Consider the following 15,282-nt stretch of genomic DNA (forward strand, 5'->3'; position numbering starts at 1 on the left):
AACACGGGTTCCCTCACCATGGCTGACTTTTCTCTCTGGGACATCCTGCGCAACCTGTTGCTGGCGCTGCGCTGGACCGTCGTGCTCTCGCTCATCGCCTTCATCGGCGGCGGCATCGTGGGCGCGCTGCTGCTGTTCCTGCGGCTGCGCGGCGGCAAGGCGATCGGCAGGGTCGTGGGCCTGTACGTGCAGCTCTTCCAGGGCACGCCGCTGCTGATGCAGCTGTTCCTGGCCTACTTCGGCATCGCCCTCTTCGGCATCGATGTGTCGGCGTGGACCGCCGCCAGCGTGGCGCTCACGCTCTACACCAGCGCCTTCCTCACCGAGATCTGGCGCGGCTGCGTGGCCTCGATCCCGAAGGGGCAGTGGGAAGCATCGGGCAGCCTCGCGCTGAGCTTCGGCGAGCAGCTTCGCCACGTGATCCTGCCGCAGGCCGTGAAGATCGCCATCGCTCCCACCGTGGGTTTCCTGGTGCAGGTCATCAAGGGCACGGCGCTCGCGTCGGTGATCGGCTTCGTCGAACTCACCAAGGCCGGCAGCATGATTTCGAACGCCACTTTCCAGCCTTTCGTGGTGTTCAGCTGCGTGGCCCTGCTTTATTTCGTGCTGTGCTTCCCCGTGAGCCTGTACGCCAAGAACCTCGAGAGGAAATCCCATGGCCGCCGTACTTGAAACGCAACAACAGCCCGCCACCTCGGTGGGCGCCCCCATCGTGCGCATCACCGCGCTGCGCAAGTCCTACGGCACCAACGAAGTATTGAAGGGCATCGACCTCGACGTGAAGCGCGGCGAGGTGATCGCCATCATCGGCAAGAGCGGCTCGGGAAAGAGCACGCTGCTGCGCTGCGTCAACGGGCTGGAAGTGTTCCAGGAAGGCTCGCTCACGGTCGACGGCAAGCCCCTGCTGCACGAGAGCGCGATGGCCATGCGCGAGTTGCGCCAGCGCGTGGGCATGATCTTCCAGGGCTTCAACCTGTTTCCGCATCTCACGGTCGGCAAGAACGTGATGCTCGCGCCCACGCTGGTGAAGAAGCGCAGCAGCCTGGAGGCCGCCTCGCAGGCGCGCAAGCTGCTCACGCGCGTGGGCCTGGCCGAGAAGTTCGACGCCATGCCCGACCAGCTTTCGGGCGGCCAGCAGCAGCGCGTGGCCATCGCCCGTGCGTTGGCGATGGAGCCGGCCGTGCTGCTGTGCGACGAGATCACATCGGCGCTCGACCCCGAGCTGGTTGGCGAGGTGCTGCGCGTGGTGGAGTCGCTGGCCGACGAGGGCATGACGCTGCTGATGGTGACGCACGAGATGAGCTTTGCGCGCAAGGTCAGCGACCGCGTGATCTTCATGCACCAGGGCCGCGTGCACGAGATGGGGCCGCCGGCGGAGCTGTTCGGCAATCCGCAGACGGCGGAGCTCAAGCAGTTCCTGTCGTCGCTGCATGACTGAGCGGGCCGTCGGCCTGGGCTATCCTCTGCCCGTGGCCTGCCTGTACATCGCGCCGATCATTCGCATCATTCCGAAAGGGATGGTGGGTTAGCGCGCAGCGTCACAAGCACACGCCACACGACCCGCCCCGAGAGGCGGGTTTTTCGTTTCCCGGGGCGCTTCTTCAAGACCGAACCTTCAGGAGAAACGAATTGACTGCCCCATCCACACCCGTGCTTCACATGGTCTGCGGCAAGATCGGCGCCGGCAAGTCCACGCTCACGCGGCAGCTGGCGGCGATGCCCGGCACGGTGCTGATCAGCGAGGACTCGTGGCTCGCCGCGCTCTACCCCGGCGAGATCCGTGAACTGCCCGACTACGTGCGTTGCGCCGGCCGGCTGAAGCAGGCAATGGCGCCCCATGTGGCCGAGCTGCTCGGGGCCGGCGTGTCGGTGGTGCTCGACTTTCCCGCCAACACCGTGGCCAGCCGCCGGTGGATGCGCGGCATCTTCGAGACGGCCGGCGCGGCGCACAGGCTGCACTTCCTCGACGTGCCCGACGCGGTCTGCAAGGAGCGCCTGCGCGCGCGCAACGCGAGCGGCACGCATCCCTTCGAGACGACGGACGAGCAGTTCGACCTGATCACCAGCCACTTCGCCGCGCCCTCGCCGGAAGAGGGCTTCGACGTGATCAGGCATGCCTGAGGCATGGCTATGCTCATGCCCCCATGCAGATCGAACAAGCTAGGCCCTCCGAAGCAACCACCGTCGCGGCCGTGTTGAACGAAGCCGCCCGATGGATCGCCGCCGAGGGCCGTCCGCTGTGGTCGGGAGCGGAGATTGCCCTCGAACGCATCCAGCGCGACACCGACGCCGGCAGCTACTTCATCGCGCGCAGCAATGGCGAGGTGGCCGGCGTCGTGCGGCTCGACCTCGAGGATCCGAACTTCTGGCCCGAGGTCGAAGCCGGTACCTCGCTTTACGTGCACAAGCTCGCCGTCAACCGCGCGCATGCCGGGCAAGGCGTGCCGCTGCAACTGCTGGACTTCGCACGCGAGCGCACCCGCAGCCTGGGGCGCCCCTTCCTGCGGCTGGACTGCATGGCCGACCGCGCGCCGCTGCGCGCGCTGTACGAGCGATTCGGCTTCTCGCTGCACAGCGTGATCCGCAAGGGCGAGTGGTCCTTCGCCCGCTATGAGCTTCCGGTTCAGTCGTCCGGCGACTCGTCTTCCTGAGCCGCGGGCTCGGGCAGTTGCACGGCCCACCAAAGCTTGCCCGTCACCCAGTGCCGCTCGAGGCCGGGCGGTGGCGCGGAGTTCTCGTCGCCCACCCACAGCACGCCGTGCCGCCGGATCTGCGCAACGCTCAGCCATGGGCTGGCCGTCATGTCGCCGTCGAGCAGGACCAGCGGCCGCTCGGGCATGCGCAGCGCGAAGGCGCTCGCGATCCGCGCCGACCCGGCGACGATCCTGACCGGACCGCCGAGCACTGCACGCGCGGGCGGCCCGATGCGCTGCGCGAAATGCTCCGAACGAAAACCGGCGGACCGGCTCTTCGACAGGCCCAGGCCGCTCATCGGCGACATCACCCAGGTCATTGCAAACAGCAGGATCTGGACCGCAAGAAAACCGGTGACGGCGTCGCGCCGCTCGATGCGATGCCACCGGCCCGTGGGAAGAAAGAGCATCAGCGCTGCGCAGGTGAAGGACATGAAGGCCGTCCCCCACTGGAACTGGAGATCGGCGCCGGTCGCGAGGCCGATCACCACGATCGTCAACAGCGGCAACAGGCCCCAGATGAGAAGGAAGACCCGGGCGTCCGGGCCGATGACGGGGACCGGGTCGGACGATGCGGGCATGGTCTCGCGCCTCGTCTTCCACAGCAGCCCGGCCGCCAGCAGCAGCGCGGGACTCAGCCGGTTGCACTGGTCGGCCAGCCAGTGAACCGCGTGGGCCGCGCGCTGCGCGCAGGCCATCGCGGCGCCCAGCGAGGTATGGGCCGCGTAGCGGAACGGAAGGAAATCATTCGCCACCAGCCACCAGAGATGGGGCGCGAAGACCACGGCCGCGACCATCGCGGCGTTCAGCAGGCCGCGCAGGTGCAGCGGGTCACGCCAGCCACGCTGCGCGAGCCAGAAGGCGATGACGCAGAAGGCCGCCAGCACGACCTGGTACTTGGCCAGCGCGCCGAGCCCGAGCATGAGCCCCAGCGCGAGCCAGGCCCTGGGCGAACGGTCCGCGAAGGCGCGCCAGCAGAACCACGCGGCCGCCGCCACGAACAGCAGCAGCACGGTGTTGTGGTTGTAGAAGTTGGTGCGCCCGCTGTAGTAGGTGACGCTCAGCGAGCCGAGCATGGCCAGCGCCGCGAAATGATTGCCGGCCAGCTCGCGCACCAGCCGCCACGAAATCAGCAGCGCCCCCGAGATGACCAGCGCGCCAGCGGCGCTTACCACCCATTCGTGAATGCCGAAGAGCTGGACCAGCGGCCAGATCATCATGGTGGGCAAGGGCGGATGCTTGTGGTAGCCCCACTCGATGGAGCGCACCCAGATGAGCTGCTCGACCGAATCCGTCGGTGGCGACCAACTCAGGGCCATGAGCACCGAGACCCAGGCGACGGCCCAGACCGCCATCCAGGCCACGGCATCGGGCAGGTGGGCGTTGGCGGACCGGCATGGCGACGATGCCGGCGCATCGCGAGATTCCAGGTCCGTCGGGCGACCGAGAGCATCCCCGGAGCTGTCGGGTTGAAGCAGCATGAAAAGCATCCGTGTGAGGAGGGAAACGGGCAGGCGTCGGGGCCGCCCTGTCGCTCGCATGGGTTGCATTTCCGCTGCGCAGGAAATGCTGCCTGGTGCGCACGTCGAATATAAGCAGTATTTACTACAAGTCTTTGCAATTCGACAAAAAACTTTACCTGCCGTTTATAAATCACGCCAATCCTTTCCTGGCGCGAGGGAGCCTGCTGCTCCTGTGGCAAGCTCATGAAAGTATGAACATCCGCACCCCGTCCCCCACCGCCCGCCGCCGGGTGCTCCGCGCGTTGCTGGGCGCTGCGGCCCTGCAGGCGCCCTTCGCGGCGCTGGCCGGCTTCAATTTCTTCACCAGCGAATACACCGCCAGCCGCGACGAGCTGCAGGCGCAGATCGCCAAGCGATTCCCGGTGGCCGAGCGCTACGCCGAAATCTTCATGGTCGGGCTGCGCGATCCGCAGCTCGGCCTGAACGCGCAGGCCAACCGCGCAGCCATCACCGCCACCCTGACCATCGCGAGCCCGCTGCTGGCGGCCTCGCCGGTGCAGGGCGTGGTGTCGGTCAGCAGCGCGTTGCGATACGACGTCACCGCCCGAGCCCTGCGGCTCGACCAGCCCAAGGCCGAGCGGCTGGAACTGCAGGGCATCGAGGGGCGCGACGCCGAGCGGCTGCAGAAGATCGGTGCCGTGGTCGCGCAGGAACTGCTGCAGGGCCAGGTGCTGCGCAGCTTCACGGCCGACGAACTCACGGTCGGACGCAAGACCTACGAGATCGGCGACATCACGGTGCAGGACAACGGGATCAAGGTGCAACTCAAATGAAGAAATACACACTCCTGGCCTCCGCCCTGCTTCTTGCCGGCTGCGCCGCCATCGCGCCCACGGCAAGGCAGCACTTCGACCTGGAGGCCCACCGCGGCGGACGCGGGCTGGCGCCCGAGAACACGCTGGCCGCGTTCTCCAATGCCGTCGACATGGGCGTGACCACGCTGGAGCTCGACATCGGCCTCACGGCCGACGGCGTTGTCGTGATCTCGCACGACACCTCGCTCAACCCCGACCACACGCGCGACGCGGGCGGCGCATGGCTGGCGCCGAAGAGCGGCGCCCCGATCCGCTCGCTCACGCTGGCGCAACTGCAACGCTATGACGTGGGCCGCATCAATCCGGCCAGCAACTACGGCAAGCAGTTCGCGCTGCAGATACCGCGCGACGGCGAGCGCATTCCCACACTGGCGGCGCTCTTCGCGCAGGTGCAGGCGCGTGGCGCCGACGCGGCCACGGTGCGCTTCAACATCGAGACCAAGATCGACCCGTCGAAGCCCGACGAGACCGCCGCGCCCGAGCCGATGGTGCGCGCGCTGCTCGCCGAGATCGACAAGGCGAAGATGGCCGACCGCGTGACCATCCAGAGCTTCGACTGGCGCACGCTGACGCTGGTCGGCAAGCTCGCGCCGCAGCTGCCGCGCGCCTATCTCACAACGCCCCGCACGCTGAAGGACAAGAGCTGGACCGATGGCTTCGACCTGGCCAGCTTCGCCTCGGTGCCGCAGATGGTCAGGGCTGCGTCGGCCAACGCGCCGAGTCCGGTGATCTGGTCGCCGGCCTTCGCCGACCTGACGCCGGAAGTCATCAGGGAAGCGCAGAAGATCGGCATGAAGGTGCTGCCCTGGACCGTGAACCAGCGCGCCGACATGCAGCGCCTGATGGACTGGGGCGCAGACGGGATCATCACCGACTACCCCGACATCCTGCGCGACCTGATGCGCGAGCGCGGGCTGTCGCTGCCGCCGCCCGGCAAGAGCAGCCAGTCATGAGCGCCGCGCTGCAACTCGACGCCATCGCCGCGCGCGTCGCGGCCCTGCGCGACGGCGGCGGATCGATCACCACGCTGTCGAACGAGGCGCGCACCAGCACCGAGCTGCTGGGCGCCCTGCCCCCGCGCTACGGCGAGGTGCTGCTGAACCTGCTCGACCGGCTGGAGTCGGGCGCGCTCTTCAGCGAGGAGAGCTGCTCCTTCAGCCAGAAGGACCTGCTCGACAACCTGCAGGTGTGGGCCGACAAGGCCCGGAGCCAGCTGGTGCCTTGAAGCCCCGGTTTATCATTTCGCCCCATGCGCACCCTGCTGCTCGCCATCATGATCGTCCTGCTGCCCGTTCGCGGCTGGCTCGGCGATGCCATGGCGGTCGAGATGGTGCGGCATTCGCTGCCGGCGGTTGCGGCGGCATCCATGGCGACCGCGGCGGCCGAAGCCCATTGCCACGAGGCGATGGAGGCCGGCGACAGCGGCATGAGCATGGACATGTCCTCGCATGGCGACAGCCATGACGGCAACAGTTCCGATCACTCTGATCACCAAGGCTGCGGCACCTGCACCGCATGCCAGGTCTGTCACACGGTGGCGCTGGGCGGCCTGCCCCTTGCCGACGCCGTGAATGACGCCCCCCGCATGCAGCCCACGGCGCATGCGGCGCGCTTCGTCAGCGCGGAGCCCGTTTCGGGCCTGAAACCACCCATTTCCTGATCTCCCTGCCCGTAGTCCGTCCGCAGTGAGCCCGTTCCGGCTCGCGGCGTCCGTCGTATTGCTCATGGAGATCGAGCGTGAAATCCCTTGTCAGCCGGCAGCCCGCCGGCACCCATCGCTATCGGAGGCGTAGCGAGCTGGCTCCGCCTGCCGGTCGCAGGCCTCCGCTTTCATTTATCAGGTCCGGCGCGGTGCTGGCCGCCGCGCTGGTGCTCGCCGGCTGTGCGAGCCTGTCGCCGGACGGCGGCAGCGCCGACGTGCAGGCGCTGGTCGGCAACAACCCGCTGATGGCCGGTGCCACGGCCCAGCGCGCGCCCGACGAAGCCTCGCAGAAGAGCGTCGACGCGCTGCTGGCCAAACCGCTCGACGTCGAGGCCGCGGTGCGCATCGCGCTCATCAACGGCCCGCGCGTGCAGGACGCCTTCGCCACACTGCAACTCAGCGACGCCAACCGCGTGCAGGCCGCGAGCCTGCCGAATCCGGTGCTCTCGTTCAGCCGACTGGCGCAGGGCAGCGAGCGCGAGTTCGAGCGGATGCTCAGCTTCAATGTGCTGGGCCTCGTCACGCTGCCATGGCAGGCCCGATGGGCCGGCCAGCGGCACGAGGCGGCCAAGCTGCAGGCCGCGCAGAGCGTTCTGATGCTGGCCGCCGACACCCGCCGCGCCTGGGTGCGCGCGGTGGCGGCGCAGCAGAGCGTGGTCTACCTGCGCGATGCGAAGGAGGCGGCCGAAGCCGGTGCCGAGCTCGCGCACCGCATGGCCCAGGTCGGCAACTGGAGCGCGCTGCAGCGCACGCGCGAACAGCTGCTGCTGGCCGACGCGGCCGCGCAGCTGGCGCGCGCCGAGCAGGCCGCCGTGGCTTCGCGCGAGCAGCTCACGCGGCTGATGGGACTGAGCGGCGAGCGCGCCGCCAGCTACACCCTGCCCGACCGCCTGCCGCCGCTGCCGAAGGCGCCGCCCGAGCTCGGCGACGTGCAGGCGCTGGCGCTGCGCGACCGCCTCGACGTGCGCTCGGCTCAGGCCCAGAACGCCGCCGTGGCCGGCTCGCTCGGCCTCACGCACGCCACCAGCATGATCAACGCGATGGAACTAGGCGTGGTGCGCAACACCACCTTCGACAACGACGCCGACCGCACGAAGAAGACCAAGCGCGGCTTCGAGCTGGAGCTGCCCATTCCGATCTTCGACTGGGGCCAGTCGCGCAACGGCCGCGCCGAGGCGCAGTACCTGCAGTCGGCCGCCCGCGTGCGCGACGTGGGCGTGCTCGCCGCAAGCGAGGCACGCGAGGCATGGCAGGGCTGGAACACGGCCTACGCCCTCGCCCGCCGCTACCGCGACGACGTGCTGCCGCTGCGAAAGAAGGTCAACGAGGAAATGGTCCTTCGCTACAACGGCATGCTCGCCAGCGTCTGGGAACTGCTCGGCGAAACGCGCGCCAGCATGCTCGCGGTGAACGCGGGCATCGAGGCGCAGCGCGATTTCTGGCTGGCGGACACCGATCTGCAGCTGGTGCTCACGGGCAGCTCGCCCGGTGCAATGACGGCGCCGCAGACCGCGGCTGCCGGCGATGCCCCCGCAACGGGAGGCCACTGAAATGAACCGTCGAAACTTCTTCGCGGGTGCGGCCACGGCCGTCGCCGCCACCACCGTCAGCCGTGTGTCGATGGCTGCCCTGCCCGAGCCTGTCTCGCAGGCCTCCACCGCCACCGCGCCGCCGCTGGTGCCGCCGAACGGGCGGCCCTACAACCCCGTCGTCACGCTCAACGGCTGGACGCTGCCCTGGCGCATGAACGCGGGCGTCAAGGAATTTCACCTCGTCGCCGAGCCCGTGGTGCGCGAGATGGCGCCGGGCTTCAAGGTCAACATGTGGGGCTACAACGGCCAGTCGCCCGGGCCGACCATCGAGGTGGTGGAAGGCGACAAGGTCCGCATCTTCGTCACCAACAGGCTGCCCGAGCACACCACCGTGCACTGGCACGGCCAGCGCCTGCCCAACGGCATGGACGGCGTGGGCGGCATCACGCAACCGCACATTCCGCCGGGCAAGACCTTCGTCTACGAGTTCACCGCCCGCCGCCCCGGCACCTTCATGTACCACCCGCATGCCGACGAGATGGTGCAGATGGCGATGGGGATGATGGGCTTCTGGGTCACGCACCCGAAGGCCGATCACCCGCTGATCGAGAAGGTCGACCGCGACTTCTGCTTCCTGCTCGGCAGCTTCGACGTGGAGCCCGGCAGCGCCACGCCCAAGGTCAACACCATGACCGACTTCAACATCTGGAGCTTCAACAGCCGCGTGTTCCCGGCCATCGACACGCTCAACGTGCGCAAGGGCGACCGCGTGCGCATCCGCGCGGGCAACCTCACGATGACCAATCACCCCATTCACATCCACGGCCACGAGTTCGAGGTGACCGGCACCGACGGCGGCCCCGTGCCGCGCACCGCGCGCTGGCCCGAGGTGTCGGTGGACGTGGCGGTGGGCCAGATGCGGCAGATGGAATTCATCGCCGACGAGGAAGGCGACTGGGCGCTGCACTGCCACAAGGCGCACCACACCATGGGGCCGATGGGCCACGACGTGCCGACCATGATCGGCGTGGACCACAAGGGCGTGGCCGAGAAGATCCGCAAGCTCGTGCCCGACTACATGGTGATGGGCGACAAGGGCATGGCCGACATGGGCGAGATGGAAATGCCCATTCCCGACAACACCGTGCCGATGATGACCGGCACCGGCCCCTTCGGCTCGGCCGAGATGGGCGGCATGTTCACGCTGCTGAAGGTGCGGCGCGACCAGAAGCCCGGCGACTACCGCGACCCGGGCTGGTTCAGGCATCCGGCCGGCACCGTGGCGCGCGAAGTACCGAACGCCAACGTGCCGCCCGCCACGCGCAAGGAAACACCCGCATCCCCGAAAGGCGGCAAGCCCGACGCGACCGTGCGCAAGCCCTCGGGGCATGACGCGCACAACCACTGATCCCCTCTCCTTGCTTACCGGAGCTCACCTCATGAACAAGACACACCTCAAGTCCATCGCCGCGGGCCTCGCGCTCGCGGCCGCCGCCACTGCGTCGCTGGCGCACGAGGCCCACAACAACCCCAAGCCGAAGGGTGCCGCCGAACTCGCGCCCGAGCAGAAGCCCTGGGGCATCGCGGGCAAGAAGAGCGCGGTGAAGCGGACCATCGACATCGCGATGGCCGACGACATGACCTTCACGCCCTCGGTCATCGAAGTGCGTGAAGGCGACACCATCCGCCTGCGCCTGAAGAACCGCGGCAAGGAACTGCACGAGCTCGTGCTCGGTACCACCGCCGAGATCGAGGCCCACGCGGCCATGATGAAGAAATTCCCGGACATGGAACACGACGACCCGTGGATGGTGCACGTGCCCGCCGGCAAGACCGGCGACATGGTCTGGACTTTCAACCGTGCCGGCGAGTTCGACTTCGCATGCCTCGTGAAGGACCACTACGAGCTCGGCATGGCCGGCCGCATCCGCGTGCTGCCCGCCGCCGGCAAATCCTGAGGGAGAACGCCATGCAGAGAAGAGACATGCTGCTGGCACTGGCCTCCGCCGCCTTGCCGTTCGCCACGACGACCGCGAAGGCCGCTGCGCCGATGGTCGAGATCTGGAAAGACCCGAACTGCGGCTGCTGCCAGGACTGGGTGAAGCACCTGAACAAGAACGGCTTCGCCACGCGCGTGCACGACGAAGGCAACACCGCCGCGCGCAACCGGCTGGGCATTCCTGCCAAGCTGGGCTCGTGCCACACGGGCCTGGTCGGCGGCTACGCCATCGAGGGCCACGTGCCCGCGCGCGAAGTGCAGCGGCTGCTCAAGGAAAAGCCCAAGGCCGTCGGCCTCGCGGTGCCCGGCATGCCGGTGGGCTCGCCGGGCATGGACGGCCCGGCCTACGGCGACCAGCGCGATCCCTACGACGTGCTGCTGGTGCTGGCCGATGGCGGCACGCGCGTCTACCAGAGCTATCGCTGAAACCAATCCGACCATCTCTCAAGGAAAGAAAAACCATCATGAAGAAACTGTTCACCGCCCTCTCCGCCGCCCTGCTCGCCGCTGCCGCCTTCGCGCAGGCTGCCCTGCCCTCCGTCGAAGGCGAGGTCCGCAAGGTCGACGCCGACACGAAGAAGATCACGCTGAAGCACGGCGACATTCCCAACCTCGAGATGCCGGGCATGACGATGGTCTTCCGCGTGAGCGACCCCGCGCTGCTCACCAAGGTGAAGCCCGGCGACAAGGTCCAGTTCACGGCCGACAAGGTCGACGGCGCCCTCACGGTGCTGTCGATCGCGCCGTCGAACTGAGGCTTGCGTTCGTCCTCGATGCCGCCTCGAACAGGGCATTGAGCTCTCGCTGCGGGATCTGGCTGCTCGCGTAGGACACCGTTCCGAGCGCGTGCAGCTCCTGCGCGCTGCGCCTGACCAGCGCCATCACCGAGCGCGCGATCGAGCCTCCCACGCTGATGCGTGTGGCACCGGCCTCGATCAGCTCGAAGGCACCGGCTGTCGCCTCGTTCAGCCCCATCACGATGTTGAGAGGGCCGGCGATCTCGCGCGCCAGCGTGCGTACCAGGGCGAGGTCGGTCACGCCCGGCACGAACACGCAATCCGCGCCCGCCTCGATGAAGCGGTTGGCGCGCCGGATCGCAACGCCCAGCGCGTCGTCGCCGGGAAACCGGAACTGGAACGCGTCGGTGCGCGCATTCAGCACGAAGCCGCCGCCCGCGGCATCGATCGCGCCACGGGCCGCCGCGATGCGTTCGACAGCCGGCTTCTCGTCGAACAGGCGTCCGCGCGCGGCGTCGGTGTCCTCGATGTTGCCGCCCGCCGCGCCGGCCTCGATGGCCATGCGGATGGTGTCGGCCACGTCCCCGGGCTCGTCACCGTAGCCCGCTTCCAGGTCGGCATTCACGGGAGCGTCCACCGCCGCGGCGATCTTCCGCACCACCTCGATCATTTCCTCGCGGCCGACCGAGAGGCTGGCGTCCCTCACGTTGTAGTCCGGCCTTCCCAGCGAGAAGGCGATGCCGGCGCTGGTGGTGCCGATGGCCTTGAAGCCTTCCGACGCAAGCAGGATCGCGCTGCCCGGGTCCCAGGCGTTGGGCATGACGAAACCGCCGCCTTTCCTGTGCAGTTCGAGAAAGGCGCGGCCGCGCGCAGTACGTGTCTTCTGGTCCATTCCAGCTCCGTCGTGATCGATGAAAGGCCCCGATGGTGGAGTTCGCGGCAACGCGCGTCAAACGCATAATATTTCTCCAACCCATCGATTTCTTGCATGCATAGCCTCACATGGATTCGGAAGCACTCGCCACATTCCTGACGGTCCACCGGCAAGGAGGCGTCTCCGCCGCCGCGACCGCCCTCTCGCGCACGCAGTCGGCGATCAGCCGCCGCCTTGCGCTGCTGGAAGAAGAGATCGGCGCCGTGCTGTTCGAGCGCGTCGGCCGCGGGCTGCGGCTGAGCCAGGCGGGCGAGGCGCTGCTGCCGCACGCCGAGAAGGTGGCGGCGGCGCTCGGCGATGCCGTAGCCGCGGTGCAGGCGGCGAAGTCCGACGCGGTGGGCGCCGTGCACATCGCGGCCGTCGGCACGCTGGCGAGTTCGGGCCTCGCGGCGGTGCTCGCGAAGCTGCGGGAATCGCTTCCGGGCCTCGACATACGCCTGCAGACGGCCACCAGCGCGGAGGTCAGCGAGAAGGTGCGCGCTGGCGACATGGCGGTGGGCTTGCGCTACTACGAAGACCCGTCGCCGGACCTGCTGTGCAAGGTCGTTCACCACGAGCAGCTGGTGGTCGCGTGTGCACCCACCCATCCGCTGGCTGGCAAGCGGCTGAAGTCACTGGTGCGGCTCTCGAAGGAGCGGTGGCTGGCCTTTCCGCAGCCGCCACGGCGCGCCGAGCCGCATGCGGAAGCGATCTTTTCGCAGTTCCTCGTGCGGGGCGTGGAAAAGGTCGACTGGAGCGCCGTCGACAGCCTCACGGCGCAGAAGCGGCTGGTCGAGGCCGGGTTCGGCCTGGCCTTCCTGCAGGAGAGCGGCATTGCCGAGGAAGTCGCGCGGGGAAGCCTCGCGCTGATCCACGTCGCGGATCTCGACGTGCGCGTTCCGGTGGCGTGCGTGGTACGCCGCTCGGCCTTTCTCAGCCGCGCGACGCGCGCGCTGCTTGCCGAACTGGAGCGCGGCGGGTTCTAGTCAGAAGCGGGCCGGATCGAAGGGCTTCAGCGGAATCTCCGGCGCAACGCCCGCGAGCAACTGCGCCGCCAGTCGCCCCGTACGCGCCGAGCCGCAGAGTCCGACGTGCCCATGCCCGAAGGCCAGCACGACATCGGCACTGGCGGCTGCCGGGCCGATGCAGGGCAGCCCGTCGGGCAGGCTCGGGCGGTGTCCGAGCCAATGCTTCACCGTCGAAGGCGAGCCCGGCGCGGGTGCGGCAAGCGAGGGAAACATCGATTGCAGGTGCGTGTGCAGGATCTCGGCTCGGCGCCAGTCCGGCGCGGCCTTGAGCCCGGCGATCTCCACCTGCCCCGCCGCGCGCAGGCCGCCGTCCATCCAGTGGGCGATGAGCTTGCCGTCGGACACCGCCGTCGGCGTGCGCGGCCCGACCGTGGCGCCTTCGACAACCACGTGATAGCCGCGCTCCGACTCCAGCGGCACCGGGGAGCCAGCGGCGGCGGCCAGCGGGCCTGAACGGGCTCCGGCGCAGATCGCGGCGGCGTCGCAGGCGATCTCACCGGCTTCGGTGAGCACGGCGCGCAGCCGGCCGCCCTCGATGCGGAAGCCCGTCGCGCGGGCCGCGACGCGTTCGGCGCCCGCACTGAGCGCATGCCTTGCGAGGGCCGCCACGTAGCTGCCCGGGTCGCGGCAATGGCCGGCCTCGGGCACGAAGATGCCGAAGGTGTAGCGAGCATGCAGGTCGGGTTCGCGGCGGCGCAACTCGTCCTCCGGCCATTCCTCCCACTGCACGCCGGTACGCCCGCGCACGCGCCAGCCGAGCGCGTCGCCTTCGAATTCGGCGCGGGACAGGTAGGCGTGCAACAACCCGCGATGTTCGATGAGCTGCGGCACGCCGGCCTCGGCGGCCAGCTGCGCGTGCAGCACGGGCGCATCGGCCAGCAACGTGCGCAATGCATCGGCCGTGCGCTGCACGCGCGCCTCGGTCCAGCCCGAAGCCAGGTAATGCAACAACCATGGCAGGGCGCGTGGCAGATAGCGCCAGCGCACCGCCAGGGGCCCGAGCGGGTCGGCCAGCCAGCCCGGCACCTTGAGCCACGCCCCCGGCAACGCGGGCGGCACCACGGAATGCGACGACAGCCAGCCGGCATTGCCGTAGCTCGTGGCGTGCGGGCCGCCCGGCTCGCCGGGCTCCACCACGGTCACGCGCAGGCCCGCGCGCAATGACTCGATGGCAGTGGCGCTACCCACCGCGCCGGAGCCGATCACGACCACGTGGCGGCGATCGCCCACGCCGGAAGAGAAACTTCTTGCAACCGTCATGCCGGGGATCGTAAGGGGTGCGGTCTCATAATCGGCCGCCATGCCAGCTCCGACTTCTTCACTCTCCCATTCCGCCGGTGCCATCACCGACGTCGCCGGCATCGAGGTCGGCCATTTCTCCGACACCCGCCGCCCCACCGGCTGCACCGTGATCATGGCGCGCGACGGCGCCGTGGCCGGCGTGGACGTGCGCGGCGCCGCCCCCGGCACGCGCGAGACCGACCTGCTCTCGCCCGGCAACCTCGTGCAGCAGGTGCACGCGGTGATGCTCGCGGGCGGCAGCGCCTGGGGCCTTGCGGCGGCCGAAGGCGCGATGCGCTGGATGGAGGAACGCAACATCGGCATGGACGTGCGCTTCGGCACCCTGCCCATCGTGCCGGCCGCCGTGCTGTTCGACCTGCCCATGGGCGACGCGCGCATCCGCCCCGACGCCGCGGCCGGCTATGCGGCCTGCGAGGCCGCCAGCACCGCGGCGCCCGCCGAGGGCAACGTGGGCGCCGGCACCGGCGCGCTGGTGGGCAAGCTCTTCGGCGTGCACCGCGCGATGAAGGGCGGCATCGGCACCGCATCGGTCACGGTCGGCGGCGTCACGGTGGGTGCGCTGATCGCGGTCAACTCGCTGGGCGACGTGATCGACCACGACACCGGCCAGCCCGTGGCCGGCGCGCGCACCGAGGACGGCAAGGCCCTGCTCGACACCCGCCGCGCCTTGCTGCGCGGCCTGAGCCCCAAGCCCCTGCTGGCGGGCACCAACACCACCATCGGCGTGATCGCCACCGACGCGGTGCTGACCAAGGTGCAGGCCAACCGGATCGCCATGGTCTCGCACGACGGGCTGGCGCGCTCCATCAACCCGGTGCACACCATGAGCGACGGCGACACGCTGTTCGCGCTGGCCACCGGCCGCGTTCCGCTGGAGGGCGACGCGCCCGGCATGACAGTGCTCAGCACCATGGCCGCCGAAGCGGTCGCCATTGCCACGCTGCGCGCGGTGCACGCGGCGCGCGCGGTGACGGTGGGCGAGCTGCACATTCCCTGCGCGGCGGATCTCGCCGGGGCGGGCGGCTGAACACGGCAAGG

Annotated in this window: 18 protein-coding genes; 15 read left to right on the forward strand and 3 right to left on the reverse strand. The window is 69.1% G+C overall.

What is annotated here, in order from left to right:
- The first annotated feature begins 18 nt into the window (after positions 1 to 18).
- The 4 genes from EJO71_RS23725 (at position 19) to EJO71_RS23740 (ending at position 2,651) form a co-directional block, all read left to right on the forward strand.
- Positions 19 to 672: an amino acid ABC transporter permease gene (locus EJO71_RS23725; protein WP_125951128.1), complete on the forward strand. Its 654-nt coding sequence runs from the start codon at positions 19 to 21 to the stop codon at positions 670 to 672.
- A complete protein-coding gene (locus EJO71_RS23730) occupies positions 656 to 1,438 on the forward strand; it encodes an amino acid ABC transporter ATP-binding protein (RefSeq protein WP_125951127.1) in 783 nt (260 codons plus the stop codon). Before EJO71_RS23725 ends, EJO71_RS23730 begins: the two co-directional genes overlap by 17 nt.
- Before the next feature lie 221 nt (positions 1,439 to 1,659).
- Entirely contained in the window at positions 1,660 to 2,121 is a 462-nt protein-coding gene (locus EJO71_RS23735; RefSeq protein WP_125951262.1) for an ATP-binding protein, read from the forward strand.
- A gap of 23 nt (positions 2,122 to 2,144) precedes the next feature.
- Positions 2,145 to 2,651, forward strand: coding sequence for a GNAT family N-acetyltransferase (locus tag EJO71_RS23740; RefSeq protein ID WP_125951126.1), 507 nt, complete (start codon positions 2,145 to 2,147; stop codon positions 2,649 to 2,651).
- Here EJO71_RS23740 and EJO71_RS23745 read toward each other — a convergent pair.
- Positions 2,624 to 4,174, reverse strand: a complete 1,551-nt coding sequence (locus EJO71_RS23745; RefSeq protein ID WP_164546886.1) for a glycosyltransferase family 39 protein — start codon at positions 4,172 to 4,174, stop codon at positions 2,624 to 2,626. The genes EJO71_RS23740 and EJO71_RS23745 overlap by 28 nt on opposite strands.
- A gap of 233 nt (positions 4,175 to 4,407) precedes the next feature.
- Here EJO71_RS23745 and EJO71_RS23750 point away from each other — a divergent pair, with 233 nt between their 5' ends.
- The 9 genes from EJO71_RS23750 to EJO71_RS23790 all read left to right on the forward strand — a co-directional run bounded on the left by EJO71_RS23750 (position 4,408) and on the right by EJO71_RS23790 (position 11,019).
- Positions 4,408 to 4,989, forward strand: coding sequence for a DUF1439 domain-containing protein (locus EJO71_RS23750; protein ID WP_125951124.1), 582 nt, complete (start codon positions 4,408 to 4,410; stop codon positions 4,987 to 4,989).
- The gene (locus EJO71_RS23755; protein WP_125951123.1) at positions 4,986 to 5,984 is read left to right on the forward strand and encodes a glycerophosphodiester phosphodiesterase; all 999 of its coding nucleotides are present in this window, start codon (positions 4,986 to 4,988) and stop codon (positions 5,982 to 5,984) included. The genes EJO71_RS23750 and EJO71_RS23755 overlap by 4 nt, the downstream gene beginning before the upstream one ends.
- Positions 5,981 to 6,256: a hypothetical protein gene (locus tag EJO71_RS23760; protein WP_125951122.1), complete on the forward strand. Its 276-nt coding sequence runs from the start codon at positions 5,981 to 5,983 to the stop codon at positions 6,254 to 6,256. The genes EJO71_RS23755 and EJO71_RS23760 overlap by 4 nt, the downstream gene beginning before the upstream one ends.
- 24 nt (positions 6,257 to 6,280) lie before the next feature.
- Positions 6,281 to 6,691 (forward strand): DUF2946 family protein, encoded by a 411-nt coding sequence (locus tag EJO71_RS23765; protein ID WP_125951121.1) that lies wholly within the window; start codon positions 6,281 to 6,283, stop codon positions 6,689 to 6,691.
- Between the two features lie 77 nt (positions 6,692 to 6,768).
- On the forward strand, positions 6,769 to 8,283 hold the full coding sequence (locus tag EJO71_RS23770) for a TolC family protein (RefSeq protein ID WP_125951120.1): 1,515 nt from the start codon (positions 6,769 to 6,771) through the stop codon (positions 8,281 to 8,283).
- Position 8,284: 1 nt separating this feature from the next.
- Positions 8,285 to 9,673, forward strand: a complete 1,389-nt coding sequence (locus EJO71_RS23775) for a copper oxidase (protein ID WP_125951119.1) — start codon at positions 8,285 to 8,287, stop codon at positions 9,671 to 9,673.
- A 31-nt stretch (positions 9,674 to 9,704) separates the two neighbouring features.
- On the forward strand, positions 9,705 to 10,223 hold the full coding sequence (locus EJO71_RS23780) for a cupredoxin family protein (RefSeq protein ID WP_125951118.1): 519 nt from the start codon (positions 9,705 to 9,707) through the stop codon (positions 10,221 to 10,223).
- 11 nt (positions 10,224 to 10,234) lie between these two features.
- Positions 10,235 to 10,690 (forward strand): DUF411 domain-containing protein, encoded by a 456-nt coding sequence (locus EJO71_RS23785; protein WP_125951117.1) that lies wholly within the window; start codon positions 10,235 to 10,237, stop codon positions 10,688 to 10,690.
- A 38-nt stretch (positions 10,691 to 10,728) separates the two neighbouring features.
- Positions 10,729 to 11,019, forward strand: coding sequence for a copper-binding protein (locus EJO71_RS23790; RefSeq protein WP_125951116.1), 291 nt, complete (start codon positions 10,729 to 10,731; stop codon positions 11,017 to 11,019).
- Here EJO71_RS23790 and EJO71_RS23795 read toward each other — a convergent pair.
- A complete protein-coding gene (locus EJO71_RS23795) occupies positions 10,988 to 11,893 on the reverse strand; it encodes an isocitrate lyase/phosphoenolpyruvate mutase family protein (RefSeq protein WP_125951115.1) in 906 nt (301 codons plus the stop codon). The two genes, EJO71_RS23790 and EJO71_RS23795, sit on opposite strands and share 32 nt — an antisense overlap.
- Positions 11,894 to 12,003: 110 nt before the next feature.
- Here EJO71_RS23795 and EJO71_RS23800 point away from each other — a divergent pair, with 110 nt between their 5' ends.
- Positions 12,004 to 12,900, forward strand: coding sequence for a LysR family transcriptional regulator (locus EJO71_RS23800; RefSeq protein ID WP_125951114.1), 897 nt, complete (start codon positions 12,004 to 12,006; stop codon positions 12,898 to 12,900).
- On the opposite strand, the gene EJO71_RS23805 is transcribed toward EJO71_RS23800, so the two are convergent.
- Positions 12,901 to 14,202: an FAD-dependent oxidoreductase gene (locus EJO71_RS23805; RefSeq protein WP_125951113.1), complete on the reverse strand. Its 1,302-nt coding sequence runs from the start codon at positions 14,200 to 14,202 to the stop codon at positions 12,901 to 12,903. It lies immediately after the preceding gene.
- A gap of 40 nt (positions 14,203 to 14,242) precedes the next feature.
- Here EJO71_RS23805 and EJO71_RS23810 point away from each other — a divergent pair, with 40 nt between their 5' ends.
- A complete protein-coding gene (locus EJO71_RS23810; protein WP_125951112.1) occupies positions 14,243 to 15,271 on the forward strand; it encodes a P1 family peptidase in 1,029 nt (342 codons plus the stop codon).
- Positions 15,272 to 15,282: the final 11 nt, after the last annotated feature.

Origin of the sequence: Variovorax sp. 679 (genome assembly GCF_003952185.1) — a bacterium.
Classification (GTDB): Bacteria; Pseudomonadota; Gammaproteobacteria; order Burkholderiales; family Burkholderiaceae_C; genus Variovorax.

Excerpts from the sequence above, each read along its gene's own strand:
- EJO71_RS23755 (WP_125951123.1), top strand. The coding sequence starts at position 4,986 with ATGAAGAAATACACACTCCTGGCCTCCGCCCTGCTTCTTGCCGGCTGC.
- EJO71_RS23785 (WP_125951117.1), top strand. The coding sequence starts at position 10,235 with ATGCAGAGAAGAGACATGCTGCTGGCACTGGCCTCCGCCGCCTTGCCG.
- EJO71_RS23730 (WP_125951127.1), top strand. The coding sequence starts at position 656 with ATGGCCGCCGTACTTGAAACGCAACAACAGCCCGCCACCTCGGTGGGC.
- EJO71_RS23725 (WP_125951128.1), top strand. The coding sequence starts at position 19 with ATGGCTGACTTTTCTCTCTGGGACATCCTGCGCAACCTGTTGCTGGCG.
- EJO71_RS23775 (WP_125951119.1), top strand. The coding sequence starts at position 8,285 with ATGAACCGTCGAAACTTCTTCGCGGGTGCGGCCACGGCCGTCGCCGCC.
- EJO71_RS23810 (WP_125951112.1), top strand. The coding sequence starts at position 14,243 with ATGCCAGCTCCGACTTCTTCACTCTCCCATTCCGCCGGTGCCATCACC.
- EJO71_RS23765 (WP_125951121.1), top strand. The coding sequence starts at position 6,281 with ATGCGCACCCTGCTGCTCGCCATCATGATCGTCCTGCTGCCCGTTCGC.
- EJO71_RS23760 (WP_125951122.1), top strand. The coding sequence starts at position 5,981 with ATGAGCGCCGCGCTGCAACTCGACGCCATCGCCGCGCGCGTCGCGGCC.
- EJO71_RS23800 (WP_125951114.1), top strand. The coding sequence starts at position 12,004 with ATGGATTCGGAAGCACTCGCCACATTCCTGACGGTCCACCGGCAAGGA.
- EJO71_RS23795 (WP_125951115.1), bottom strand. The coding sequence starts at position 11,893 with ATGGACCAGAAGACACGTACTGCGCGCGGCCGCGCCTTTCTCGAACTG.
- EJO71_RS23805 (WP_125951113.1), bottom strand. The coding sequence starts at position 14,202 with ATGACGGTTGCAAGAAGTTTCTCTTCCGGCGTGGGCGATCGCCGCCAC.
- EJO71_RS23740 (WP_125951126.1), top strand. The coding sequence starts at position 2,145 with ATGCAGATCGAACAAGCTAGGCCCTCCGAAGCAACCACCGTCGCGGCC.
- EJO71_RS23750 (WP_125951124.1), top strand. The coding sequence starts at position 4,408 with ATGAACATCCGCACCCCGTCCCCCACCGCCCGCCGCCGGGTGCTCCGC.
- EJO71_RS23745 (WP_164546886.1), bottom strand. The coding sequence starts at position 4,174 with ATGCTGCTTCAACCCGACAGCTCCGGGGATGCTCTCGGTCGCCCGACG.
- EJO71_RS23735 (WP_125951262.1), top strand. The coding sequence starts at position 1,660 with ATGGTCTGCGGCAAGATCGGCGCCGGCAAGTCCACGCTCACGCGGCAG.
- EJO71_RS23780 (WP_125951118.1), top strand. The coding sequence starts at position 9,705 with ATGAACAAGACACACCTCAAGTCCATCGCCGCGGGCCTCGCGCTCGCG.
- EJO71_RS23790 (WP_125951116.1), top strand. The coding sequence starts at position 10,729 with ATGAAGAAACTGTTCACCGCCCTCTCCGCCGCCCTGCTCGCCGCTGCC.